Raw genomic sequence first — 25,538 nt, forward strand, 5'->3', positions numbered from 1 at the left:
GGCGGAATGCCTCAGAGGACCGGGACCATCCAGCCGTCCGGGTCGGAAGTGCGGCCCTGGTGCAGGTCCAGCAGGGCGCTGCGCAGGTGGGCGGTGACCGGGCCCGGTGCGCCGGTGCCAATCGTCCATTCCGAGCCGCTGTCGTGCACCTGGCCGACCGGGGTGACCACGGCGGCGGTGCCGCAGGCGAACGTTTCGGTGATGACACCGGCGGCGCATTCGGCCCGCCACTGGTCGACGGTGATGGTGGTGACGCCGGTCCGGTAGCCCAGCCGGGCGGCGAGGGTGAGCAGGCTGTCTCGGGTGACGCCCGGCAGCAGCGTGCCTGTCAGCTCGGGCGTGACGACCTCGGCCCCGGGGCCTTCACCGCGCACGAAGAACAGGTTCATCCCGCCCAGTTCCTCCACCCGGCCACTGCCGAGCGCGTCGAGCCACACCACCTGCTGGCAGCCCGCTTCCTCGGCTCGGCGCTGGGCGAGGAAAGCCCCGGCGTAGTTCGCGGCGCACTTGACGTTGCCGGTGCCGCCGGGGAACGCGCGTGCCTGGTCGCGGCTGACCCACACCCGCACCGGTTCGACCACCTCGCCGAAGAAACCGCCCGCCACGAACGCCATCATCATGAACGTGTACTCGCGCGCCGGGCGCAGCATCAGGTTCGCTTCGCTGGCGAACAGCAGCGGCCGCAGGTAGAGGCTCAGGGACGGGTCGTCGCCGACCAGGTGGCCGTCGGCCGCGGCGATCGTCTGCACCGCGTCCAGGAACATTTCGGCGGGCACCTCCGGCATCGCCAGGCGCGCGGCGGAACGCTGGAAGCGCAGGGCGTTGCGGTCCGGGCGGAACACGGCCAGCGAGCCGCCGGGCTGCCGGTGGGCCTTGAGCCCTTCGAACACGACCTGGCCGTAGTGCAGGCCGATCATGCCGGGGTGCATCGCGAAGTCGGCGAGCGGGCCGAGCCGCGCGGGACCCCAGCCCTCCTCCTGGGTCCAGCGCGCGGTGACCAGGTGGTCGGTGAACAGCGAACCGTGCTCGGCGTGGACGGGGGCGGGCGCTTCGGCGGTCATGAGTGGTCCCTTTCTCGGCGTTCGGCCCGGCTCAGGCGAGCGGGGCGAAGAAGTAGGTGTCGCGGCGGGTGATGGCGCCGTCGGTGTCGAACTCGAAGAAGTCGGAGAAGCGCAGGTCGATCGGGCCGCCGTCGAAGCCGGTGCCGCGGAAGCCGCCGTGCACGGCGGTGCGGTGCCCGTCGACGAGCACGGCGTCGAAACTGTGGCTGCCCGAGCGGATGGTGCGCAGTTCGAGGTAGAAGTGCGCGATCCGCTCGCGGCCTTCGAACGGCGGGTGGCCGGGCCTGCGGTAGACGGCGTCCGGGGCGAACAGCGCCACCGAGCCGGCGAGGTCGCCGTCGTCGATGAGCCCGAAGTACCGGCGGACGGTGGCGGCATGGTCGGTGCCGAGGGAAACGGTGTCAGGCAAGGGTTCCTCCGATTCGGTGGTCCAGCAGGGCGGCGAGGACGGGGCCGATGTGGGCGAGCGCGGCCGGTCCGGCGAGGTCGCCGTGCGCGGCGGGGACCGGGTGCACGACGAGCTCCCCGGTGGTGTGGCGCGGCCAGCGCCGGGCGGCGTCGGAGCCGGTCGCGGTGAACAGCAGGACGTCGGTGTCGTGGGTGGCCGAGGTGGCCGAGCGGGTCAGGTTCACGTGGTCGACGAACGCGCCGAGCACCGCGGACGCGGGCGTGCCGAGGCGGCCGGTGTCCAGGGCGCGGGCGAGGTCACCGGCGCTGAGCGGGCCATCGGGCACCGGGTGCCCGAGTGAGTCGAGCAGCGCGGCGATCGCTTCCCGGTCGCCGGGCGCCAGCCGGGGCGCGGCCGGGTTCTCGGCGAACGGGTAGCCGTCGAGGATGGCCAGCAGGGCCACCTCTTCGCCGTCGGCCCGCAGGCGGGCGGTGAGCTCGTGGGCCACGGCACCGCCGAACGACCAGCCCAGCAGGTGGTACGGCCCGTGTGGCTGGACCGAACGCAGGTGCGCCAGGTACTCGGTGACCAGGGCGTCCAGGTCGGTGACGCGATGCCCCGGTTCGGCGAGCCCGCGGGCCTGCAGGGCGTACACCGGACGGTCCGGCAGGTGCCGCAGCAGCCCGGAGTAGAGCCAGCCCAGCCCGGCCGCCGGGTGCACGCAGAACAGCGGCGAGCGGGCACCTTCGGCCCGCAGCGGCAGCAGCGGCGCGAGCGCGCCCGGCGTCGCGGCCGCGCCGGGGTCCGGTGCCGGGTCGTCGAGCCGGGGCGCCAGCCGGGCCACGGTCGGCGCCTCGAACAGCGTCCGCACGCCGACCTCCGCGCCGAGTTCGGCGGCGATGCGCCCGGCGAGCAGGCTCACCAGCAGCGAATGGCCGCCGAGGGCGAAGAAGTCGTCGTCGACGGTGACCTCGGGCAGCCCCAGCACTTCGGCGAACAGGCGGCACAGCACGGCTTCCCGCTCGTCGCGGGGTGCCCGGCCGTCCCCCGCGGTCAGCCGGGGCGCGGGGAGCGCGGCGCGGTCGAGCTTGCCGTTGGGCGTCAGCGGCAGCGCGTCGAGCAGCACGACCGCGGCGGGCACCATGTGGCCGGGCAGCAGACCGGCCACGTGGTCGCGCAGCTCGGTTTCGGGCACCGGCCCGCCGGGCAGCACGACGTAGCCGACGAGCCGGCGATCGCCCGGCCGGTCCTCGCGCACGTCCACCGCGGCCCGCTCGACCGCCGGGTGGTCGAGCAGCGCCCGTTCCACCTCGGCGCGTTCGACCCGGAACCCGCGGATCTTGACCTGGTCGTCGGCGCGGCCCGCGAACTCCAGCACCCCGGAGCCGTCCGGCAGCGCGCGCCAGCGGGCGAGGTCGCCGGTCCGGTACAGGCGGCCGCCCGGTTCGCCGAAGGGATCGGCGACGAACCGCGACGCGGTCGCCGCGGGCCGGTGCACGTAGCCGTGGGCGAGACCGGCACCGGCGACGTACAGCTCCCCGGTGACCCCGGGCGGCACCGGCCGCAGTTCGGGGTCGAGCACGTAGCACCGCTTGCCCGCCAGCGGGCCGCCGATCGGTGTGGCTGTCGGGACGGACCCGTCGCGGGGCACCTCGTAGGCGGTCGTCAGGCCAAGGCTCTCGGCGGGGCCGTAGCCGTTGACCACACGCAGCGCGGGGTGCTCGGCCAGCGCACGGGCCACGTGGGCGGGCGACGCGGTCTCACCGGCGGTGATCGCCCAGCGCAGCCCGTCGAAGGCGCCCGGCAGCTCGTCGGTCATGAAGTTGAACAGGCTCGCCGACATCTGCAGCATGGTCACGCCGTGCTCGGCGACCAGCCCGGCGATGGCCCGCGGCTCCGGCCGCTGCCCCGGCTGCAGCACGCACACCCCGCCGTGCAGCAAGGCGCCGAACAGCTCCAGTGCGAAGGCGTCCCAGGACACCGGGGCGCACTGGAGGAACACCTCGGCCGAACCGAAGTCCACATAGGACTGCCCGAGGAAGGTGGCGGTGAGCGCGCGGTGCGGGGCGGCCACGCCCTTGGGCCGTCCCGTGGAGCCGGAGGTGAACATCACGCACGCGATGTCACCCGGATCGCCGGGCACCGCCGGATCGTCGCCGGGGCAGGCGGCGATCACCGCGGAGTCGGTGTCGACCCGGACCACGGTGTGCTCACCGCCGAGCACCCCGGCCAGTGCGGCCCGCGTGATCAGTACCGGGGCGCCGGTGTCGGCCAGCGCGTCCCGGAGCCGGGCGGCCGGGAAGTCCGGGTCCAGCAGGGTGTAGCCGGCCCCGGTCTTGAGCACGGCCAGCAGCGCGACCACCAGGTCCGGACCGCGTTCCAGGTGGACCCCGGCCAGCGCGCCGCGGCCGAACCCGAGTCCGAGCAGGTGGTGGGCGAGGCGGTTGGCCCGGGTTTCGAGCTCCGCGTAGCTCACCGCGGTCTCACCGAAAGCGACGGCGGTCGCGTCCGGCGTGCGGGCCGCCTGCCGGCTGACGAGCTCGTGCAAGGTGTGTGCCGGCGGCTCCGGCGACGCTGTCCCGTTCCACTCGACCAGCAGCTGCCGTCGTTCGGCTTCGTCAAGGAGTTCGACCTCGCCGAGCCGCAGGCCCGGGTCGGCGGCGACCGCGCCGAGCAGCCGCACCAACCGGGTGGCCAGCCGCTCGACCGTGTCGTGGTCGAACAGGTCGCGGGAGTACTCGACGGCGCCGTCGACCCCGGCCGGAGTGCCGTCCTCGGCGTGGTTCTCGGCCAGCGCGAAGGTCAGGTCGAACTTCGCCGAGCCGGTGCCCACCGGTTCGGCCGCCACGTCGAGGCCGGGCAGCTCCAGCTCGCCGCGGGTGTTGTTCTGCAGCACGAAACTGACCTGGAACAACGGGTGGCGGGCCGCCGACCGGGCAGGCCGGAGCAGGTCGACGAGCCGTTCGAAGGGGACGTCGGCGTGGTCGAACGCGGTCAGGTCGGTTTCCCGGACGCGGCCCAGCAACTCGGTGAACGTCGGATCGCCCGAGGTGTCGGTGCGCAGCACCACGGTGTTGACGAAGAAGCCGACCAGCTCGTCGAGCGCGTCGTCGGCACGGCCGGCGAGGGGCGTGCCGAGCGGCACGTCGGTACCCGCGCCCAGCCGGGTCAGCAGGGCGGCCAATCCGGCCTGCAGCACCATGAACAACGTGACGCCGTGGGCACGGGCGAGAGCGGTCAGCCTGGCGTGCACCCGCGCGTCCAGCCGCAGGTCGACGACGCCGCCGAGGTGGCCGGGCACGAGCGGGCGCGGCCGGTCGGCGGGCAGCGCCAGCTCCTCGGGCAACTCGGCCAGCGCCCCGGCCCAGTACTGCAGCTGACGGGTCAGCAGGCTGTCCGGGTCGTCCTCGCTGCCGAGCAGGGCACGCTGCCAGAGCGTGTAGTCGGCGTACTGCACCGGCAGCGGCGGGCGTTCCGGCACCCGCCCGGCGGCGCGGTCGGTGTAGGCGGCCGAAAGGTCCCGCAGCAGCGGGCCCATCGACCAGCCGTCACCGGCGATGTGGTGCAGGGTCAGCAGCAGCACCGCCTGCCGATCGCCGAGGTCGAACAGCGTCGCCCGCAGCGGCAGGTCGTGGGCGAGGTCGAACGGCAGGCGGGCGGTCTCCGCCAGCGCCCCGGCCAGGTCCGCCTCGCGGCAGGACCGTTCGGCCAGCGGGACGCGCACCGCTTCGGCGGGCAGCACCCGCTGGCGCGGGGTACCGGCTTCGGCGGGGAACACCGTGCGCAGGCTTTCGTGCCGGGCCACCAGGTCGGCCAGCGCGGCGGCGAGCGCCGCGCGGTCCAGGTCGCCGGTCAGCCGCAGCGCGAAGGGCGCGTTGTAGGTCGAGCCGGTGCCTTCGAGCTGCCCGGTGAACCACAACCGCTGCTGGGCGAACGACAGCGGCAGCGGGTCGGGCCGCTCTCCCGGCGGCACCGGCCGCAGCGGCGGCCGGGTGGTGCCGTCGCCGTCCAGCCGCGCCGCGAGCCCGGCCACGGTGGGCTCCTGGAACAGGGTGCGCACCGCCAGCTCCTTGCCCAGCACGGTGCGGACGCGGCTGATCAGGCGGGCGGCGAGCAGGGAATGCCCGCCCAGCGCGAAGAACCCGTCGTCGATGCCCACCCCGGGCACGTCGAGGACCTCGGCGAACAGTCCACAAAGGATCTCTTCACGCGGGGTGCGGGGCGGGCGCCCCACCGCCGCGGCGGCGAAGTCGGGGTCGGGCAGCGCCCGGCGGTCCAGCTTGCCGGTCGGGGTGAGCGGGAACGCGTCCACCGGCACGAACGCCGAGGGCACGAGATGCTCGGGGAGCAGGTCCGCGACGTGGCGCCGCAGGTCGGCCACGCTCAGCGGGGCGCCTGCCGCCGGGACGACGTAGGCCACCAGGCGCTTGTCGCCCGGCGCGGCCTCGCGCACGGTGACCGCGACGCGCCCGGCCGTCGGGTAGCTGGCCACAGCGGCTTCGACCTCGCGGGGTTCGACCCGGAAGCCGCGGATCTTGACCTGGTCATCGGTGCGGCCGAGGAACTCCAGGACGGCCGTGCCGTCCTCCTCGGCCAGCCACCGCACGCGGTCGCCGGTGCGGTACACCCGCTCCCCCGGTTCGCCGTGCGGGTGCGCGACGAACCGTTCGGCGGTGGCGCCGGGGCGGCGCACGTAGCCGTCGGCGAGCCCGACACCGGACATGTACAGCTCACCGGCGACGCCGGGCGGTACCGGGCGCAGGTGCTCGTCGAGCACGTGCAGCCGCTTGTGCCGCAGCGCCCGGCCGACCGGGATCGAGGGGCGCCGGGTGTCTCCGGCGGTCACCACGTGCGCGGCGGTGAAGATCATGCTCTCGGCGGGCGAGTAGCCGTTGACCACGCGCATGCCGGGGTGGGCCCGTAGCAGCGCGGTCAGGTGCGGCACGGAGGCCGCCTCGCCGCCGGTCATCAGCTGCCGCACCGGGGTGAAGGTCTCCGGGTACTCGTCGAGCAGGAAGTTCAGCAGGCTCGCCGAGACGTGCAGCGTGGTGATCCGGTGCTCGGCCACCAGCCGCGCGATGGCCGACGGCTCCGGCTTCTGCCCCGGCTGCAGCACGCACACCCCGCCGTGCAGGAGCGGGCCGAACAGCTCCAGCGCGAACGCGTCCCAGGACACCGGCGAGCACTGCAGCACCGTCTCGTCCGGTCCGAAGTGGACATAGTCCTGCCCGCACAAGGTGCCGACCACGGCGCGGTGCGGGGCGGCGATCCCCTTGGGACGGCCGGTGGAGCCGGAGGTGAACATCACGCACGCGAGGTCCCCCGGCCGGGCCCGCCCGCTCGGCATCGGGCCCGGTGGCGCGGTGAGCAGTTCGTCCGGGCGCACCCGGGGCACCGGGCCATCGAGGGTGTCGCTTTCGGTGACCAGCAGCGCGGCATCCGCCTCGGCCAGTACCGCGGCGAGCCGTTCGGCCGGGAAGTCGGTGTCCAGCACCGTGTAGCCCGCCCCGGCCTTGAGCACGCCCAGCAGCGTCGCGATCAGCTCCGGGCCGCGGTCGAGGTGCACGCCGACCAGGTCGCCGCGACCGACTCCGACGGCGGCCACCCCATGGGCGATCCGGTTCGCGCGGGCGTCGAGTTCGCCATAGGAGACCCGCTCTTCACCGAATACCAGCGCGGTGGCGGCCGGGGTGCGAGCGGCGTGCGCCTCGACCAGTTCGTGCAAGGTGGCCTGGATCGGGTGCGGCGAAGCGTCGCCTGCCCAGTCGCCCAGCACCCGCCGCCGCTCGGCCGGATCGAGGACCTCGACCGTCCCGAGTGGAGCGTCCGGTTCGGCGGCGACGGCCGTCAGCAGTCGCACCAGGCGGTCTGCGAAGCTCTGGGCAGTGGCGCGGTCGAACAGGTCGCGGGCGTACTCCAGCGAGCCGGCCAGCCCGTCAGGCGTGCCGTCCCCGCCGAGCCGTTCCTCGAAGGCGAACCCGAGGTCGAACTTGGCCACGCCCGCGCCGACCGGCACCGGTTCGGCGTCCAGACCGGCGAACCCGGCCTCGGTACGCGCGTTGTTCTGCAGCACCACGTTGACCTGGAACAGCGGGTGCCGCGCCGGTGAGCGTTCGGGGTTCAGCACCTCCACGAGGCGTTCGAACGGGACGTCCGCGTAGGCGTAGGCGGCGAGGTCGGTCTCACGGACGCGGCCCAGCAGTTCGGCGAACGTCGGATCGCCCGCGGTGTCGGTGCGCAGTACCAGCGTGTTGACGAAGAACCCGACGAGACCGGTCAGCGCGTCGTCGGTGCGCCCGGCGACCGGGGTGCCCAGCGGGATGTCGGTACCGGCACCGAGCCGGGTGAGCAGCGCGGCGACCGCGGCCTGCAGCACCATGAACAGGGTCACCCGCTCGCGGCGGGCCAATGCGGTCAGCCGGGCGTGCAGCGCGGGATCCACCGGGATTCCGACGACGTCGCCGAGGTGGCTGGGCACCGCCGGGCGCGGCCGGTCGGCGGGCAGCGCCAGCTCCTCGGGCAGTTCGGCCAGCACCCGCGTCCAGTGGGCGACCTGGCGGGCAGCCAGGCCGTCCGGGTCGTCCTCGACGAGCAGGGCGCGCTGCCAGAGCGTGTAGTCGGCGTACTGGACCGGCAGCGGTACCCATTCGGCAACCGAGCCCGCGAGGCGGGCCTGGTAAGCGGTGGCCAGGTCGGTCAGCAACGGCCCGAGTGACCAGCCATCGCTGACCACGTGGTGCAGTGAGAGCAGCAGGACGTGCTCGGTGGCGCCGAGGACGAACCGGGTGACCCGCAGCGGACCACGGTCCAGCCGCGAGAGGTCGTGTGGTTCGGCGGCGGCCAGTGCGAGCGCGGTGGCCAGCGCTTCGGCTGGATCGTCCGCGTCACTCAGGTCCACTGTGGACAGCGGGAACGGCTCGGCGGGCGCGGGCAGCACCCGCTGGCCCGGCCGCCCGTCGGTCACGGGGAAAACCGTGCGCAGTACCTCGTGCCTTCCGACCACATCGGACAGTGCGGCGGCGAGCGCGGCTGCGTCCAGCTCGCCTCGCAGCCGCAGGGCGTACGGCGCGTTGTAGGTGGGGCTCGGCCCGTCGAGCCGGTCGAGGAACCACAGGCGCTGCTGGGCGAACGACAGCGGCAGCTCGGCGGGCCGCTCCGCCGGTTCCAGCGCGGGACGGCGGTCGGCGGCGACCACGTCGGTGAGCTCCTCGGCCAGCCCGGCCACCGTGGGCCGCCGGAACAGCACCCGGATCGGCAGCTCGACCCCGAGGGCGGTGCGCACGCGGCTGATCAGGCGGGTGGCCAGCAGCGAGTGCCCGCCGAGGGCGAAGAAGTCGTCATCGATACCGGGGCGCGCGTGCGGCGGCAGTTCCAGCACCTCGGCGAACAGTCCACAAAGGATTTCCTCGCGCGGGGTGCGCGGGGCACGGCCCGCCGGATCCGCGGCGATCTCCGGAGCAGGCAGCGCCCGCCGGTCGAGCTTGCCGTTGGGGGTCAGTGGAAGCGCGTCGAGCAGCACGGTCGCGGCCGGCACGAGGTGGGCGGGCAGCCGGTCCTCGACGTAGCGCCGCAGCGAGCTGGCCGGGTCGGTTCCCTGCCGCTGGACCACGTAGGCGACCAGTCGCTTGTCCCCTGGCCTGTCTTCGCGCACCACGACCGCGACCTGTGCGACGTCGGGGTGCTGGGCGAGCACGGCCTCGACCTCGCCGGGTTCCACGCGGAAGCCGCGGATCTTGACCTGGTCGTCGGCGCGACCGGCGAACTCCAGGACTCCGGAGCCGTCGGGCCGCACCCGCCAGCGGGCGAGGTCACCGGTGCGGTACATGCGCTCGCCGGGCGCGCCGTAGGGGTTGGCGACGAACCGCTCCGCGCTGAGCGCCGGCCGGTTCACATACCCCTTGGCCAGCCCGGCGCCCGCGACGTACAGCTCGCCCACCACCCCGGGCGGCACCAGCCGGAGGGCATCGTCGAGCACGTGCACCCGCTTGTTGGCCACCGGTCCGCCGATCGGCACGGTGGCGGCGTTCGCCGACTCCGTGCCCGCGGTGTACGCGGTGGTCAGGCCCAGGCTTTCGGCCGGGCCGTAGCCGTTGACCACGGCCAGCTGCGGGTGTTCCTGGACGGCTCTGCTGACGTGGGTCACGGATGCCGACTCCCCTGCGGTGATCGCCCGGCGCAACCCGGCGAACACGCCCGGGTACTCGTCGAGCACGAGGTTGAACAGGCTGGCCGAGAGCTGGAGCATCGTGACGCCGTGCGCGGCGGCCAGGTCCGCGAGCACGTCGGGCTCGGTGCGCCCGCCCGGCGGGAGCACGCAGGTGCCGCCGGTGAGCAGGGCGCCGAACAGTTCGAGCGCGAAGGCGTCCCAGGACACCGCGGAGTTCTGGAGGAAGACCTCGCCCGGCCCGAAGTCCGCGTAGGACTGGCCGAGGTAGGTCGCCACCAGCGCCCGGTGCGGGGCGAGGACGCCCTTGGGTGTTCCGGTGGAGCCGGAGGTGAACAGCACGCACGCCGGGGCCTCGGCGTCCGGGTACGGGCCGGGCTCGGGCGCGCCGGGAGCGAGCAGGACGGCCGGGTCGAGCACCCGCACGCCGCCGGGGAACCCGGGTGCGCCGTCGGTCACCACCAGGGGCGCGCCGCCTTCGGCCAGCGCGGCCCGCAGCCGGGCGGCCGGGAAAGCCGGGTCGAGCAGGGTGTACGCGCCTCCGGCCCGCAGGACACCGAGCAGCACCGCGACCAGTTCCGTGCCGCGGTCGAGGTGCACGCCGACCACCACCCCCGGCCGCACGCCCAGTGCGTGCAGCCGTCCGGCCACTCGATCAGCCGCTGCGGTCAAGTCGCCGTAGGTGACCCGCCGCGTGCCCGCCACGAGGGCGATCGCGTCCGGCGTGGCCGCCGTCCGCCGGGCGACTAGTTCGGGCAGGCTCACCTCGAGCGGTACCGGCACGGCGGTGTCGTTCCAGGCGATGAAGCGCCGCCGGTCGCCGGGGGTGAGCAGGTCGACCTCGCCGATCCGCGTGGCGGGCTCGGCCAGCACGGCGGCCAGGAACCGGGCCAGCGACCCGGCGACGCGCTCCACTGTGGACCGTTCGAACAGGGCGGTCGCGTAGTCGAGCGCGCCGGTGAGCTCGGCCCCGGCCTCGGCGCAGGTGAGCGTGAGGTCGAACTTGCCGACCGCCACCTCCAGCGGCTCGGCGGTGACCTCGGTCCCGGCCAGCTGAGGCACCGCGCCCTGGTCGCCGTCGAGCACCAGCATCACCTGGAACAGCGGGTGCCTGCCGGGGGTCCGAGGCGGGTTGACCGCCTCGACCACCCGCTCGAACGGGACATCGGCGTGGGCGTAGGCGGCCAGCGCGGTTTCGCGGACGCGGGAGAGCAGCTCGGTGAACGCCGGATCGCCGCCGGTGTCGGTGCGCAACACCAGCGTGTTGACGAAGAACCCGACCAGCTCGTCGAGCGCGGGGTCGTCGCGGCCCGCCACCGGGGTGCCGATCGGGACGTCGGGACCGGCACCGAAGCGGGTGAGCACCGCGGCCAAGGCGGCCTGCAGCACCATGAACGGGGTGACGCGGGCGGCCCGCGCCAGCGCGGCGAGCTGGGTGCGGGTGCCGGGCGCGAACGGCACGGGCACCACGCCCGCCCCACGCGGGCCGTCGGTCCGGTCGGTCGGCAGCACCGGCGCTTCGGGGAGCCCGGCGAGCGCCGAAGTCCAGTGCGCCAGCTGTTCGCTTTCGGTTCCGGCGAGGACTTCGGCCTGCCAGGCCGCGTAGTCCGCGTACTGCACCGGCAGCGGCGACCAGTCCGGGGCGTGGCCGGTCACCCGGGCGGCGTAGGCGGTGGCGAGGTCCCGGCCGAGCGGGCCGACGGACGCGCCGTCGCAGGCGATGTGGTGCAGCACGAGCAGCAGCACCCACTCGTCCGGGCCCAGGTCGAACACGGTGGTGCGCACCGGGAGTTCGGCGGCGAGGTCGAACACCTGGCCCAGTGCCCGGTCGCGGACCGCCGGGTATTCCTCGGGGGTGCAGGTGACCACTTCGACCACCGGGCGGACCGCGTCGAGCACCCGGGCCCGCGGTGCGCCGCCGTCGTCGGCGAACACCGTGCGGAGGGCTTCGTGGCGGGCCAGCACGTCGGCCAGTGCGTGCACGAGCGCGCCCCGGTCGAGCGGGCCGCGCCCGCGGTAGGCCAGCGGCACGTTGTACGCGCTGCCGCCGTCGGCCTCACGCAGGAACCACATCCGGTGCTGGGCCGCGGAAACCGGCACCACTGTCCGGTCTGGGCGGGCCCGCAGCGGCGGCCGGGAGCCGGTGCCCGCGCGGGCCAGGTGCCGCGCCAGTCCCGCGGGGGTCGGCGCGCGGAACACGGTGCGCACGTCGAATTCCGCGGCGAAGACGGTCCGCAGGCGTCCGGCCAGGCGTGCCGCGAGCAGCGAATGGCCGCCCAGGGCGAAGAAGTCGTCGTCCGGGCCGACCACCGCGTCCGGGGCTAGGCCGAGCACCTCGGCGAACAAACCGCAGACGAGTTCTTCGCGCGGACCGCCCGGGGCGCGCCCACCGGCCGCGGTGGCCGCCGGGACGGGCAGGGCGGCGCGGTCGAGCTTGCCGTTCGCGGTGCGCGGCAACGCTTCCAGCACGACGACCGCGGCGGGCACGAGGTGCTCGGGCAGGCGGTCCGCGATGTGGTCACGGAGTTCGCCCGGCGCCGGGGCGGTACCGCGAGCGGCCACGACGTAGGCGACGAGGCGCCGGTCGCCCGGCGTGTCTTCGCGGACGACCACGGCGGCCTGCCGGACCGCCGGGTGGGTGGCGACGGCGGCGCGGGCCTCTTCGGGTTCGACGCGGAAGCCGCGGATCTTGACCTGGTCATCGGCCCGGCCGAGCAGTTCCAGTACCGGCGGGCCGCCATCGGCGGCCGGGCGCCAGCGCGCCAGGTCGCCGGTGCGGTAGAGCCGCTCCCCCGGCGTGCCGAACGGGTGCGCGACGAACCGTTCGGCGGTGGCCGCCGGGCGGCCGAGGTAGCCGTGGGCGAGGCCGGTCCCGGCCATGTACAGCTCACCGATGACCCCGTGTGGCGCGAGGCCGAGCCGATCGTCCAGCACGAACACGTCCTTGCCCGCGAGCGGACGGCCCACCGGCACCCGGGCCGCCGCGAGGTCGGCGTGCCCGATGCGGTGGCAGAGCGCGAAAATCGTGTTCTCCGCGGGTGAATACCCGTTGACCAGCCGGAGATTCGGGCGCCGCGAGAGCAACCGGGTGACGTGGGGCAGGGACGCCGCCTCTCCGCCGGTGAGCACCTGCCGCACCCCGTCGAACACCTCCGGGTGCTCGTCGAGCAGGTGATTGAGCAGGCTCGCGGACACGTGCAACGTCGTGACCCGGTGGGCTTTCACCAGTTCCGCGATCACGAACGGATCCGGCCGACCACCCGGCTGCACCACACACGCCCCGCCATGCAGCAACGCACCGAACAACTCCAACGCGAACGCGTCCCACGACACCGGCGAACACTGCAACCACACCTCGGCCGCACCGAACTCCACATAGGACTGACCGGTCAACGTCGCCACCACCGCCCGATGCGGCGTCACGATCCCCTTCGGCACCCCCGAAGAACCCGACGTGAACATCACGCACGCGGCGTCGTCCGGTTGCGCCGGGAGCGGATCGGCCTCCGGGCCGTCGCCGTCCACGGGAACCGCGGTGAACCCGGGCAGCGGGTCACCGACGACGAGCCGGGCACCGGTGGTGGTGAGCACCTCCACCCGGCGCGCCTCCGGGAAACCGGGGTCGAGCAACGTGTAGGCGGCGCCTGCTTCGAGCACGCCGCACAGCCCGGCCACCAGGTCGGCGCCGCGCTCTACATGTACCCCGACGACCGTGCCCGGCCCGGCGCCGAGTGCGGCGAGCCGCCGGCCGAGCCGCCGCGCCCTGGCGGCCAACGCCGCGTAGGTGACCCGCTGCTCCCCAGCGACGAGGGCGACGGCGTCCGGCTGGGCGGCGGCTACCTCCGCGAGGCGGGTGGCGAGAGTGCCGTCGGGCCGGTGTGCCGGTCGACCGAGTCCGCCGAGTTCTCGCAGCAGCCGGGACCGTTCGGCGTCGTCGAGCAGGTCGTGGGCGGACAGCGGCCGGTCCGGTGCCGCGACGGCCGCGGTGAGCAGGCGGGTGAACCGGTCCGCGAACGCCGCCGCGGTGGCCCGGTCGAACAAGGCCGTGGCGTACTCCACGGTGCCGGTCAGCCCGGCCGGGGCGCCGCCGTCGGCGTGCTCCTCGGCGAGGTCGAGCACGAGGTCGAACTTCGCGGTGCCGGTGCGCACCGGCTCGGGCCGGGCCGCCTCGCCGCCGAGTTCGAGCACCGCGCCGCTGCCCGGCGCGTTCTGCAGCACCAGCAGCACCTGGAACAGCGGGTGCCAGGCCGTGGATCGCGCCGGGTTGACCGCTTCGACGACCTGCTCGAACGGCACGTCCGCGTGGGCGTGGGCGGCGAGGTCCGTGGCGCGGACGCGGCCGAGCAGCTCGGTGAACGCGGGGTCGCCCGAGGTGTCGGTGCGCAGCACCAGCGTGTTGACGAAGAAGCCGACCAGCTCGTCCAGCGCGTCGTCGGCACGCCCGGCGACCGGCGTGCCGAGCGGCACATCGGTCCCCGCGCCCAGCCGGGTCAGCAGGCCGGCGAGTGCCGCCTGCACCACCATGAACGGCGTGACGCCGTGGGCTCGCGCCAGCCCGGCCAAGCGCGCATGGGTGGCCGCGGGCACCCGTATCGGCACGGTCGCGCCTTCGCCATCGGGTTCGGCGGGCCGGACGTGGTCGGTGGGCAGCACCGGCGCCGCGGGCAGTCCGGCGAGCGCGTCCTTCCAGTACGCCAGCTGGGTTTCCGCCAGCCCGGAGCCGAGCAGCTCGCGGTGCCAGCGGGCGTAGTCGCGGTAGCGGACCGGGGGCGGCGGCAGCGCCGCGGGTCCGCCGTCGCGGCGGGCGGCGTAGGCGGTGGTGAGGTCCCGGGTCAGCGGGCCGAGCGACCAGCCGTCGGAGGCGCTGTGGTGCAGCACCAGCAACACCGCCGTTTCCCCCGGTGTCTCGAACACCGCCACCCGCAGGGGCGTCTCGATGGCGAGGTCGAACGGTTCGCGGGCGGCGGCCGCCACCGCGTCGGGCAGTTCCCCGGCCGTGCACCGGGTCACCGTCCACCGTGGTCGGGCCGCGTCCCCGTCGAGCACCACGGCGGCCGGGCGGCCGTCGACGACGGGCAGCAGCGTGCGCAGCGGTTCGTGCCGGGCCACCACGTCGTCGACCGCGGCGCGCAGGGCACCGATGTCCACGCGGCCGGAGAAGCGGAACAGCTGGGGGGCGTTGTACGCGGCGTCGCCGGAGCCGTGGAGGAACCACAGCCGCTCCTGCGCCGACGACACCGTGGGCGGTGCGGCCGGATCGGGTCGCAGGGCGAGCCGGGTGCCTTCCCCGGTTGCCAGGATCGCGCCGACCTCCTCGGCGAGCGCGGCCACCGTGGGCGCCCGGAACAGCGTGGCGAGCGGCAGTTCGGCCCCGAGCGCGGTGCGCACCCGGCTGACCAGGCGGGTGGCGAGCAGGGAATGCCCGCCGAGGGCGAAGAAGTCGTCGTCGGCCGACACCGCGTGGCCCGGCGGCAGGCCGAGCACGTCGGCGAAGACCCCGCACAGCAGTTCCTCCCGCGGGGTGCGGGGCGGGCGGCCGCCGGTGGCGACCACCTCGGGTTCCGGGAGCGCCGCGGCGTCGAGCTTGCCGTTGGCGGTGCGGGGCAACTCCGCCAGCGCGACGAACGCCGAGGGCACGAGGTGCTCGGGCAGCCGGTCCACCGCGTGCGCCCGCAGTTCCCGCGCGGACGGCGCGGTCTCACCGCGAGCCACGTAGTAGGCGGCGAGGCGCAGCGGCGGCGGGCCGAACGGCACGACCGCGGCCTGCACCACCCCCGGGTGCGCGGTGAGGGCGGCGACCACCTCCGCCGGTTCGACCCGGAAGCCGCGGATCTTGACCTGGTCGTCGGCGCGGCCGGCGAAGTCGAGCACGCCGTCCGGCCGGCGGCGCGCCAGGTCCCCGGTGCGGTACAGGCGGCTGCCGGGCGGGCCGTACGGGTCGGCGACGAACCGCTCGGCGGTGAGGCCGGGCCTGCCCAGGTAGCCGCGAGCCAGTCCGGCACCGGCGAGGTAGAGCTCCCCCACCACCCCCGGCGGCACCGGCCGCAGCCGCTCGTCGAGCACGTGGGCCCGCTTGTTCGCCACCGGCAACCCGATCGGCACCGCCGTACCGTCCACTTGCGACTGTTCGGTGAGCGGGTGCCAGGTGGTGAACCCGAGGCTTTCCGCGGGCCCGTAGCCGTTGACCACGGTCAGCCCGGGGAACTCCCGCAGCGCTTTCGCCACGTGCGCGGGCGAGGCGGGCTCACCACCGGTGAACACGCGGCGCGGACCGCGCAGCGCCGCCGGGTGCTCGTCGACGAGGTGGTCGAACAGGCTCGCGGAGGTCTGGAGCATGGTGACGCCGTGCTCGGCGACCAGCCCGGCCAGCCGCGCCGGGTCCGGGCGGTGGCCGGGGTGCAGCACGCAGGTGCCGCCGTGCAGCAGGGCGCCGAACAGTTCGAGCGCGAACGCGTCCCAGGACACCGGCGAGCACTGCAGGAACACCTCGTCCGGCCCGAAGTCCGCATAGCTCTGCCCGCAGTAGGTGGCCACCAGCGCGGCGTGCGGGGTGGCCACCCCCTTCGGCTCGCCGGTCGAGCCCGACGTGAACATCACGCACGCCAGTGCCCCGGGGCCGACCTGCGTGTCCACAGCGGACACCGGCCCGTCCGGCGCGGTACCCGGGTCGAGCACCGGCGTCCCGGCGAACGGGCCCGCCGCTCCGGCGCGGGTGAGGACCAGCGCGGTCCGCGCGGCCACCGAGGTCAGGCGGGCGGCCGGGAACGCCGGGTCGAGCAGGGTGTACGCGGCGCCGGTCTTGAGCACGGCGAGCACCGCGGCGACCAGTTCGGGGCCGCGGTCGAGGTGGACACCGATCACGGTGCCCTCCCCCACGCCGGACGCGAGCAGGAGGTGGGCGAGCCGGTCGGCGTGGGCGTCCAGTTCGCGGTAGGTGACCCGGTGCTCCCCGGCGATCAGCGCGGTCGCGTCCGGGGTGGCGGCGGCCCGCGCGGAGACCAGGGTGTGCACCGGCCGGTCCGGCACCGCGACGGCGGTGGCGTTCGCGGCGGCCAGTGCCGCGTGCTCGCCCGCGTCCAGCAGGTCGGCCGCGCCGATCGGCAGCTGCGGGTCGGCGGTGAGCAGCCGGACCAGCCGCCGGACCAGCGCGGCGGCGGTGCCGGGGTCGAACAGGTCCGCGGCGTACTCCAGCACGCCGGTCACCCCGGCCGCGCCGCCGCCGGGGGCGAACCGTTCGGCGACATCGAGCATCAGGTCGAACTTGGTGGCGTCCGGGCGCACCGGTTCGACGGTTTCGGCGAGTCCCGGCGCGGCCTCGGCCCCGGCGGTGTTCTGCAGCACCAGCACGACCTGGGCCAGCGGGTGCCGCGCCGGGGACCGCTCCGGGTTGAGCGCCTCGACCACGGCGTCGAACGGCACGTCGGCGTGGGCGAACGCGTCGAGGTCGGTCTCGCGGACGCGGTCGAGCAGGTCGGCGAAGGTGGGGTCGCCCGCGGTGTCGGTGCGCAGCACCAGCGTGTTGACGAAGAATCCGGCCAGCTCGTCGAATCCCGGGTCCGGCCGTCCGGCGACGACGGTGCCCACCGGCAGGTCGGTGCCCGCGCCGAGCCGGGTGAGCAGCGCGGCCAGCCCGGCGTGCAGCACCATGAACACGGTCGCGCGGTGTTCCCTGGCGAGCGCCGCGAGGCGGGCGTGCGCGGCGGCGTCCAGGGTGAACGGCACGGTGCCACCCCGGTGCGTCGGAGTGGCGGGCCGGGGCCGGTCAGTAGGCAGGGCCAGTTCGGCCGGGGCACCGGCGAGCCGCGTGCGCCAGTGCGCGAGTTCGGGCCCGGCCCGTTCGGCGAGCAGGTCTCGTTGCCACAGCGTGTAGTCGGCGTAGGTGAGCGGCAGCGGGTCCCAGTCGGGCGCGTGCCCGGCGAGCCGGGCGCGGTGGGCCACGGCCAGGTCCCGCAGGACCGCGGGCATCGACCAGCCGTCACCGGCGATGTGGTGCAGCGTGAGCACCAGCAGCGTCCCGGTGGCCGCGGGCAGCACCCCGATCCGCAGCGGCGGATCCTCGGCCAGGTCGAAGGGACGCTCCACTTCGGACCGGATCGTGGCACCGGCCGGGAGCCACGTCACCGGCGGGGGCAGTTCTCCCGGCTCGGCGATGTGCTGGCGGGGCCGGCCGTCGGTCGCGGGGAAGGTGGTGCGCAGCACCTCGTGCCGGGCGGCGAGGTCGGCGGCCGCGGCGGTGAGGGCGGCCATCTCGGCGGCTCCGAACGCACCGGAAACCCGCAGCACCCGGCCCAGGTGGTACTTCTCCGGGGCGTCCTCGAACCGGTCGAGGAACCAGATGCGCTGCTGGGCGGCGGAAAGCGGGAGTTCGGCGGGCCGCTCCCGGCGCACCGGCACCGGGCGCCCGGCCACGGCGGCGCTGTCGAGCAACTCCGCGAGCTCGGCGACCGTGGGCGCGTCGAACAGGGCGCGGAGATCCAGGTGCCGCCCCAGTTCGGCGCGGATCCGGCCGAGCAGGCGGGCGCCGAGCAGCGAGTGCCCGCCCAGGGCGAAGAAGTCGTCGTCCACGCCGACCGCCTGGTCGAGCACCGCGGCGAACAACGCGCACAGTTCGGCCTCACGCGGGGTGCGCGGCGGGCGGCCGGACGTCCCGGTCGCGGGGGCGGGCAACGCGGCCCGGTCCAGTTTGCCGTTGGCGGTGCGGGGTAGCGCCTCGAGCGGGATCACCGCCGACGGCACGAGGTGGTCGGGCAGCAAGGACTTCAGGTGAGCGCGCAGTTCGGCGGGATCGGTATCGGCACCGGGTTCGGGCACGGCGTAGGCGACGAGCCGCTTGTCCCCCGGGCGGTCCTCGCGCACCACCACGGCGGCCTGCCGGACCGAAGGGTGACGTGCCAGCGCGGCCTGCACCTCGCCCGGTTCGACCCGGAAGCCGCGGATCTTGACCTGGTCGTCGGCGCGGCCGAGGAAGTCGAGCACCCCGTGCCCGTCCCCGACGGCCCGCCACCGCACCAGGTCGCCGGTGCGGTAGAGCCGCTCCCCCGGCGCGAACGGGTTGGCCACGAACCGTTCCGCGGTCGCCGCGGGCTGGCCGGCGTACCCGTCGGCGAGCCCGGCCCCGGCCATGTACAGCTCACCGGTGACGCCGACCGGCACCGGGGCGAGGTCGGCGTCGAGCACGTGCAGTCGCTTGTGGACCACCGCGCGGCCGACCGGGACCGCGGCGCTCCCGGCCACCTCGGCCGGTTCGACGACGTGGCAGGCGGTGAAGATGGTGCTCTCCGCGGGTGAGTACCCGTTGACCAGGCGCAGGTCCGGGTGCCTGGTGAGCAGCCGCTCCAGGTGGGGAACCGACGCGGCCTCCCCGCCGGTGAGCACCTGCCGCACCCCGTCGAACACCTCCGGGTACTCGTCGACCAGGTGGTTGAGCAGACTCGCCGACACGTGCAACGTCGTGACCCGATGCGTCCGCACCAGCTCCGCGATCACGAACGGATCCGGCCGACCACCCGGCTGCACCACACACGCCCCGCCATGCAGCAAAGCACCGAACAACTCCAACGCGAACGCGTCCCACGACACCGGCGAACACTGCAACCACACCTCAGCAGCGCCGAAATCCACATAGGACTGACCGGTCAACGTCGCCACCACCGCCCGATGCGGCGTCACGATCCCCTTCGGCACCCCCGAAGAACCCGACGTGAACATCACGCACGCCGCGTCCCGCGGATCACCGGGGACCGGCACGAACAGGCCCGGCTCATCCGGGGAAACGGTCTCCCGTCCGGCCGTGTGGACGTCCGCGACCACGAGCACGGCCCCGGCGCCGTCGAGCACCGCCTGCCGCCGCGCGGCAGGGAAAGCCGGGTCGAGCAGGGCGTAGGCCGCGCCGGTCCGCAGCACCGCCAGGACGGCGACCACCAGCTCGGCGCCGCGGTCGAGGCAGATGCCGACCACGGCCCCGCGCCCGGCACCCCGGGCCTGCAACGCCCCGGCGAGCCGCGTGGCGCGGTCGTCGAGTGTCCGGTAGGACAGCCGCGTCTGTCCGGCCACCACCGCGGTCGCTCCCGGGGTACGGGCGGCGTGCCCGGCGACCACCTCGTGCAGGAGGTCGCCGGGCACCGGGCCGGTGGTTCCCGTCCACTCGGCGGGCACCGGGGTTCCGGCCGGTCCGGCCGGGCGCACCTGCTCGGGCGACTGCGTCACGTTGGTTTCACCCCATGGTTCGGCGGAAAAGCGGACAGTCCGAAGTGGACGAAGATCAGCGGGCCAGGCTCGCCGGGCGCAGGTCGGTCCACGAGCGCTCGACGTGGTCCAGGCACGCCTGGCGGGTGTCCTCGCCGAACACCACGCGCCACCCGGCGGGCACGGTGATCCGCGCCGGCCACAGCGAGTGCTGGTTCTCGTCGTTCACCAGCACCAGGTACACGCCGTTCTCGTCTTCGAAGGGGTTCGTCGCCACGGTCGTCACTGCTCCTTGCGTAGTTCGGGGTTGTCTTCCGGGGGTGCGGTCGGCAGGTCCCGGTGTGCGCGGATCGGGCCGACCAGGCGCAGCAGCTTGCCCAGCGCGCCGGCCGCGGTGATGATCCACAGCGCCTCCCGCACCCCGAGCGCCGCGCCGAGGACCCCGCCGAGCACCGCGCCGAGCGGGATCACGCCGAACTGGAGGAACCGCGAGCTGGCGTACATCCGGCCGAGCAGCCGCGGCGGGCAGTACGCCTGCCGGAAGCCGGTGACCACGACGTTGCCGATCACCATGCCGATCGAAGGCACGAGGATGCCGAGCACGAAGAACACCAGCCCGAAACCGTTCTGGGTCAACGGGATCAGCAGGGCGAACGGGGCGGTGCCGATCGAGCAGATGAGCAGGGCCCTGGCGGTGCCGAGCCGGGCGGCCACGCGCCGGGCGATCATCGCGCCGAGCAGCCCGCCGGCGAAGTCCGCGGCCAGCACGAACCCGACGACCGCGGCCGGCGCCTCGACCGTGCGCACCAGGAAGACCACGGTGAGCGCGTACATCGCGTTGAGCGTGAAGTTGTCCACCGCCGCGCTGAGCGCGAGGATGCGCAGGTACCGGTCCCGGCCGACGTAACGCAGGCCCTCGCCGATCTCGTCGCGCAGCCGGGTCGTGCGCTCCTTCTTGGACGGCAGCGGCTCCTCGACCCGCATCCGCAGCAGGCAGAACGCCGAGACGGCGAAGGTGACCACGTCGGCGAGCAGGCCGTAGACCGCGCCCACCGCCTGCGTGAGCAGACCGCCGACGCCGGGGCCGGCGAGGTTGGCCACCTGGTCGGTGCCCTGCAGCTTCGCGTTCGCGTCGGCCAGGTGCTCCTTGGCCACCACCGCGGGCAGGAACGCCTGGTAGGCGGTGCTGAAGAACATCGACGCGGTGCCCGCCACGAACGAGACCACTACCAGCTGCGCCAGGCTCAGCACGCCGAACCACGCGGCCACCGGAACGCTCAGCAGCACCGCGATCGACAGGAAGTCGGCCGCCAGCATGGTGCGGCGGCGGGAGAACCGGTCGATCCAGGCACCGGCGGGCAGCCCGATCAGCAGCCACGGCAACCACGCCATGGCGTTGAGCAGGCCGGTGGCCACCGTGCCCGCGCCGAGCGTGACCACCGCGACGAGCGGGAACGCCACGCCGGTCACCGCGCTGCCGACCTTGCTGGTGGCCTCGCCCGCCCACAGCAGGCGGAAGTTGCGGTCGCGGGCCGGTTTCGGCGTGGCCGGCGCCACCTGGCCGGCGGGCGGGTTCACGGTGGTGGTCATGCGAACTCCGCCTCCCGCCGCGGGCTGCCGTCCGACCAGATGTCTTCGCCACCGAGGTCGTCGACCGCGTACTTGCCGAGCGCGCTGACCAGCAGCCGCAGTTCGAGGGCCAGCGCTTCGGCGAAGCGCACCAGGCCGTCCTCGGCGTCGGTGTCCGCGGCCAGCAGCGCGGCCCGGCCGATGCCGACCGCGGTGGCCCCGGACGCCAGCGCCTTGACCACCCGCGTGCCCTCCCACATCCGGCCGCTGACCAGCAGCGAACCCGCTTCGGCCGGGCGGGCGATCCGGCGCAGGCACTCCGCCAGCGGCAGGCCGACGTGGTCGAGGAACGCCGAGGGTGCCCAGCCGGTGCCGCCTTCGGCCCCGTCCACGGTCACCGCGTCGGCCCCGGCCTGCCAGGCCACTTCGGCCGCCTCACCGACGTCACGCCCGGGCGGCAGCTTCACCCACACCCGTGCCCGCGGGTAGTTGTTGCGCATCAGGTGCACCTGGTGGGCCAGGATCTCCTGGGTGAACGTGCCGGGGGTGCCGCTGCGCAGCACCTGCCCGGCGGCTTCGCCGAACACCGGGTCGAGCAGGTACTGCCCGGCCACCCGCCGCGCGGCGGGTTCGGCGAGCACCGTCATCCCGCCCAAGCCCGGTTTCGCGCCCTGGCCCAGTTTCAGCTCGAAGCCGAGCCGCCCGCTGTCCAGCAGCGGCCGCGCGGCCGGGTCGCTGTAGACGAGGTTCCACACCTCGGCGTCGGCGTCCTCGGTGCTCTGCTGGACGACGACGCCGCCCTGCTCGTCAGGCACGGCTTCGGCGTAGGCACGCAGGCGGCCGAGCAGGGCGCTCTCACCCTCGGTGACGCGGCCGTAGCCGTTGACCGGCACCACGTTCTCGCCGATGACCATCGGCAGCCCGAGCCGTCCGGCCTGCCGCGCCACGGCGCGCCCGAGGTCGGCCCCGGCCACCTGGGTGGACCCGAACGCCGAGACGTACACCGGCAGCGTGGCCGCGAACCCGCCGACCGCGGCGGAGGTGTCGACGTCGGCGTAGACCGGTTCGCGGGCCAGGTCGATCAGCTTGCCCAGGCGGCGCGGCACGAACACCGGTGGCACCAGGCGGGCGGCGTCCAGTCCGTCGGCGGCCGGTGCGGCACCCGCGCCGTGGAGCGTGTGCCCGTAACCCGCGCGGTCCGGGAAGATCGCCGCGGCGCCGCGGCGGGCCCGGTCCCGCACGGCGTCCTCGGGGAAGCCCGGGGCGGACAGCCCGGCGGTCACGGCGCGACCACCCCCGGCACCTTCGGGAAGGCCGTGGCCTGCCACACCGAGCGCAGCCCGGCGACGTACCGGGTGAGCCGCTGCACGCCGATCCCGAAGCCGGCGCTGCCGGGCAGCCCTTCGCGCAGCAGGTCCAGGTACCAGCCGTACTTCGCCGGGTTCTCCCCGGTTTCACGCATCCGCGCGATCACGCGGGCGTAGTCGGCTTCGCGCTGGCTGCCGCTGATCAGCTCACCGAAGCCTTCGGGCGCCAGCAGGTCGAAGTTGCACAGGGTGCCGGGCTGGTCCGGGTTCTCGCGGTCGTAGAAGCCGCGCGAGCCCTTGGGGTAGTCGGTGACGAAGAACGGGCGGGTGGCCTCGCGCGACAGGATCGCCTCGCCTTCCCAGTCGATCTCCGCACCCGGGTTCTGGTCGTGGCCCAGCGCCCGCAACCGCGCGACGGCGTCGGCGTGCGTGCGGCGGTCGAACACGCCTTCCCGCAGTTCGTCGAACGCGCGCGGGTCACGGCCCAGCCGCGCCAGCTCCTCCGGGTAGAGCTCGACCACCCGGCGCACCGCGTGGGTGATCAGCCCGGTGGCCACCTCCACCGCGTCGTCGCGGGTGCCGTGCGCGAGTTCGACGTCGATCTGGTGGAACTCGGCGAGGTGGCGGTCGGTGTTCGCCGTCTCCAGCGGCTCGAGCCGCACGTTCGGCGCGATCGAGTAGATGCGGTCGAACGCGCGCAACGCGGCCTGCTTGTACAGGATCGCGCTGGTCATCAGCTTGTAGCGGTGGCCGTAGTAGTCGACGTCGACCTGCTTGGCGCCGCGGGCGCCGGGGTCGGTGACCGGGCCGATCACCGGGGGCAGCACCTCGGTGAACCCGGCGTCGGCCAGGAACTCGCGGGCCCCCGCGAGCAGGCCGTGCTGGATGCGCAGGGCCGCCTGCGTGACCGGCGAGGACAGGTGCTCGCCGGGTGAGCCGGGCAGGGCTGAAACGGGATTGAGGACGGCGGGTGCCGTGGGGTCGGGGGCTACGGTCATCGGTGGACTCCCAGTCGGTCGGTTCCGAGCGCGGCCCGGTCGAGCCGGCGCTCCACATGCGACAGTGCGGTGAGCAGGCCGGCGGCGGTCATCGGCCTGGTGCCGGCGCGGTCGGCGGCCACCGGCATCGCGCCGGTCTCGGCCCAGCGCAGCCGCCCGCGGTCGTCGAGGTAGCCCCGGCTGCGCCCGGCGTTGTCCGGGTGCAGGCAGTACGGGACGTCGAGGTGGCCGCGGGCGAACGCGGTGAGCAGCGCGCGGCCGGGGTCGTCGGCCAGTTCCAGCACCGCCTCGACGAGTGCGCGCGCCTCGGCGAGGATCCCGAACTGATCGTCCGGTGTGGACGGTTCGGGCGCGGTGCGCCGGGCGGCCCGGTCGGCGGCTTCGAGGGCGGCCACGTTCTCCGCGACGGTGGGGATCCGGAACGCCTCGGCGACGGTCTTGACGATCAGCCGTTCGGCGCCGGTGCGCACCGCGAGTTCGGCGGCGAGTTCGAGCAGCCGGGTCGCGCCCTCGGGGGTGCGCGGGTACACGCCCATGTAGGTGTAGACGACGATGTGGTGCTGCACGCCGGGCAGCAGCTCGGTGGCCAGCGTGCGCAGGGCACGGACGGCTTCGGCGTCCTGTTCCGGGTCGGTCTGCTGGGCGTAGCTCAGCGAAACGCTGCGCAGCCCGTGCGTGGTGAAGAACAGCGCTTCGAGCACGCTGAGCGCGACCAGCAACCCGGGTGGGCACAGCTGGCCCATCAGGCAGCCGCCGAACGTCTCCAGATGCGGTTCCACTCCCGGCGCGCGCAGCTCCGCGAGCAGTTCGCAGGCCCGGCGCCAGTTGTCCACCGACTCCCGCAGGGGCGTCCGGCCGTAGGGCAGGCAGTACGACACGGGACCGCCCTCGGTGGCGTGCAGGCCGGACGGGCCGAGCGCGGCGATGATGTCCCCCGGCACGGCCGAGCCGTGGCGGACCTGCACCGGGAAGTCGTCGCCAGCCAGCCCGGCCAGCACCGCGCGGGTGGTTTCCGGGCCGTGCGCCACCAGCGGGTAGCCGTTGAGGTCGGCGCCGACGGTCAGCGCTTCGAGCGCCGCGGTGTGGTCGCCGACGCGGGTGTAGCTGTCCAGGGTCAGGGTGCCGACGGTGACCGCGTCCGCGGCCTTGGTCGCCGCGAGCCCGGCGCGCAGCCGGTCCGGGTCGCTGAACCCCATGCGCGGCTGCACCACCAGTCGTCCGGCCGCCGCGGCACGCGCCACGAAGTCGCCGAACGACGCGGCCCGCACCGGCGCGAGTCCCGCCGTCAGCACGGCAGGCCCGCGGGCAGCGCCGCCAGGTAGGAGCGGAACAGGCGGGAGCCGTCCGCTGCGGGGAGCGCCCCGGTTCCGGCGAGGTGCACGGTTTCCTCGCCGAACACCGCGTCGAACCCGGCCTCGACCAGTGCGGCGCCGCGCTCCTGGGCGCCTTCCTCCCCGTTCACGCCGAGCTTCCCGCCGATGACGACCGGCAACCCGGCCAGCTCGGCGCGGCTGCGCAGGCCGGCGATGAGCCGCAGCCCGTCGGCGAACCCGTGGCCGTTGACGCTGCTGACCACGACCAGGTCCGGCCGCAATCGCACGCACTCGGCGGCCAGCAGCGCTTCGGGTACGCAAGGGCCGAGGTTGGTCACCCGGTGACCCAGTTCTTCGACGGTCAGCTGGAGGAACATCAGGTTCCAGGTGTGCGCGTCGGACTGCACGCTCGTGACGAGCACGTGCAGCGCGGACGGCACCGGAAGGGGCGGCTGGGGCATGTCTCCGAGTCTCGGAATCCGGCTATCGGCCGCCCATCGCGGCCACATCGGCTTTCCGCGGCCCGTATCGGCGGCTATCGCCGTCCCGCCGG

General features: G+C 74.7%; 9 protein-coding genes. All 9 read right to left on the reverse strand.

The genetic code is table 11. The features are described 5' to 3' along the window. Positions 1-11: 11 nt before the first annotated feature. From JOM49_RS28330 to JOM49_RS28370, 9 genes are read right to left on the reverse strand one after another with little or no spacing between them, the layout of a single operon-like run. The gene (locus JOM49_RS28330) at positions 12-1,061 is read right to left on the reverse strand and encodes a branched-chain amino acid aminotransferase (protein WP_209667250.1); all 1,050 of its coding nucleotides are present in this window, start codon (positions 1,059-1,061) and stop codon (positions 12-14) included. A gap of 31 nt (positions 1,062-1,092) precedes the next feature. Continuing rightward, positions 1,093-1,470, reverse strand: coding sequence for a nuclear transport factor 2 family protein (locus JOM49_RS28335; RefSeq protein WP_209667251.1), 378 nt, complete (start codon positions 1,468-1,470; stop codon positions 1,093-1,095). Next, positions 1,463-19,819: a non-ribosomal peptide synthase/polyketide synthase gene (locus JOM49_RS28340; RefSeq protein ID WP_209667252.1), complete on the reverse strand. Its 18,357-nt coding sequence runs from the start codon at positions 19,817-19,819 to the stop codon at positions 1,463-1,465. Before JOM49_RS28340 ends, JOM49_RS28335 begins: the two co-directional genes overlap by 8 nt. Before the next feature lie 55 nt (positions 19,820-19,874). After that, on the reverse strand, positions 19,875-20,075 hold the full coding sequence (locus JOM49_RS28345; RefSeq protein WP_209667253.1) for an MbtH family protein: 201 nt from the start codon (positions 20,073-20,075) through the stop codon (positions 19,875-19,877). A gap of 5 nt (positions 20,076-20,080) precedes the next feature. After that, a complete protein-coding gene (locus JOM49_RS28350; RefSeq protein WP_209667254.1) occupies positions 20,081-21,388 on the reverse strand; it encodes an MFS transporter in 1,308 nt (435 codons plus the stop codon). Then, positions 21,385-22,650, reverse strand: coding sequence for a glutamate synthase-related protein (locus tag JOM49_RS28355; RefSeq protein WP_308158903.1), 1,266 nt, complete (start codon positions 22,648-22,650; stop codon positions 21,385-21,387). Before JOM49_RS28355 ends, JOM49_RS28350 begins: the two co-directional genes overlap by 4 nt. Next, positions 22,647-23,672: an asparagine synthetase A gene (locus tag JOM49_RS28360; RefSeq protein WP_209667255.1), complete on the reverse strand. Its 1,026-nt coding sequence runs from the start codon at positions 23,670-23,672 to the stop codon at positions 22,647-22,649. Before JOM49_RS28360 ends, JOM49_RS28355 begins: the two co-directional genes overlap by 4 nt. Next, positions 23,669-24,964 (reverse strand): methylaspartate mutase, encoded by a 1,296-nt coding sequence (locus JOM49_RS28365; protein ID WP_308158904.1) that lies wholly within the window; start codon positions 24,962-24,964, stop codon positions 23,669-23,671. Before JOM49_RS28365 ends, JOM49_RS28360 begins: the two co-directional genes overlap by 4 nt. Continuing rightward, on the reverse strand, positions 24,958-25,446 hold the full coding sequence (locus JOM49_RS28370; protein WP_209667256.1) for a cobalamin B12-binding domain-containing protein: 489 nt from the start codon (positions 25,444-25,446) through the stop codon (positions 24,958-24,960). The genes JOM49_RS28365 and JOM49_RS28370 overlap by 7 nt, the downstream gene beginning before the upstream one ends. Positions 25,447-25,538: the final 92 nt, after the last annotated feature.

Origin of the sequence: Amycolatopsis magusensis (assembly GCF_017875555.1) — a bacterium.
In the GTDB taxonomy this organism is placed as follows: Bacteria; Actinomycetota; Actinomycetes; order Mycobacteriales; family Pseudonocardiaceae; genus Amycolatopsis; species Amycolatopsis magusensis.

Bases quoted from the DNA above. Each gene is read 5' to 3' on its own strand.
- JOM49_RS28350 (WP_209667254.1), bottom strand. From the start codon at position 21,388: ATGACCACCACCGTGAACCCGCCCGCCGGCCAGGTGGCGCCGGCCACG.
- JOM49_RS28330 (WP_209667250.1), bottom strand. From the start codon at position 1,061: ATGACCGCCGAAGCGCCCGCCCCCGTCCACGCCGAGCACGGTTCGCTG.
- JOM49_RS28360 (WP_209667255.1), bottom strand. From the start codon at position 23,672: ATGACCGTAGCCCCCGACCCCACGGCACCCGCCGTCCTCAATCCCGTT.
- JOM49_RS28370 (WP_209667256.1), bottom strand. From the start codon at position 25,446: ATGCCCCAGCCGCCCCTTCCGGTGCCGTCCGCGCTGCACGTGCTCGTC.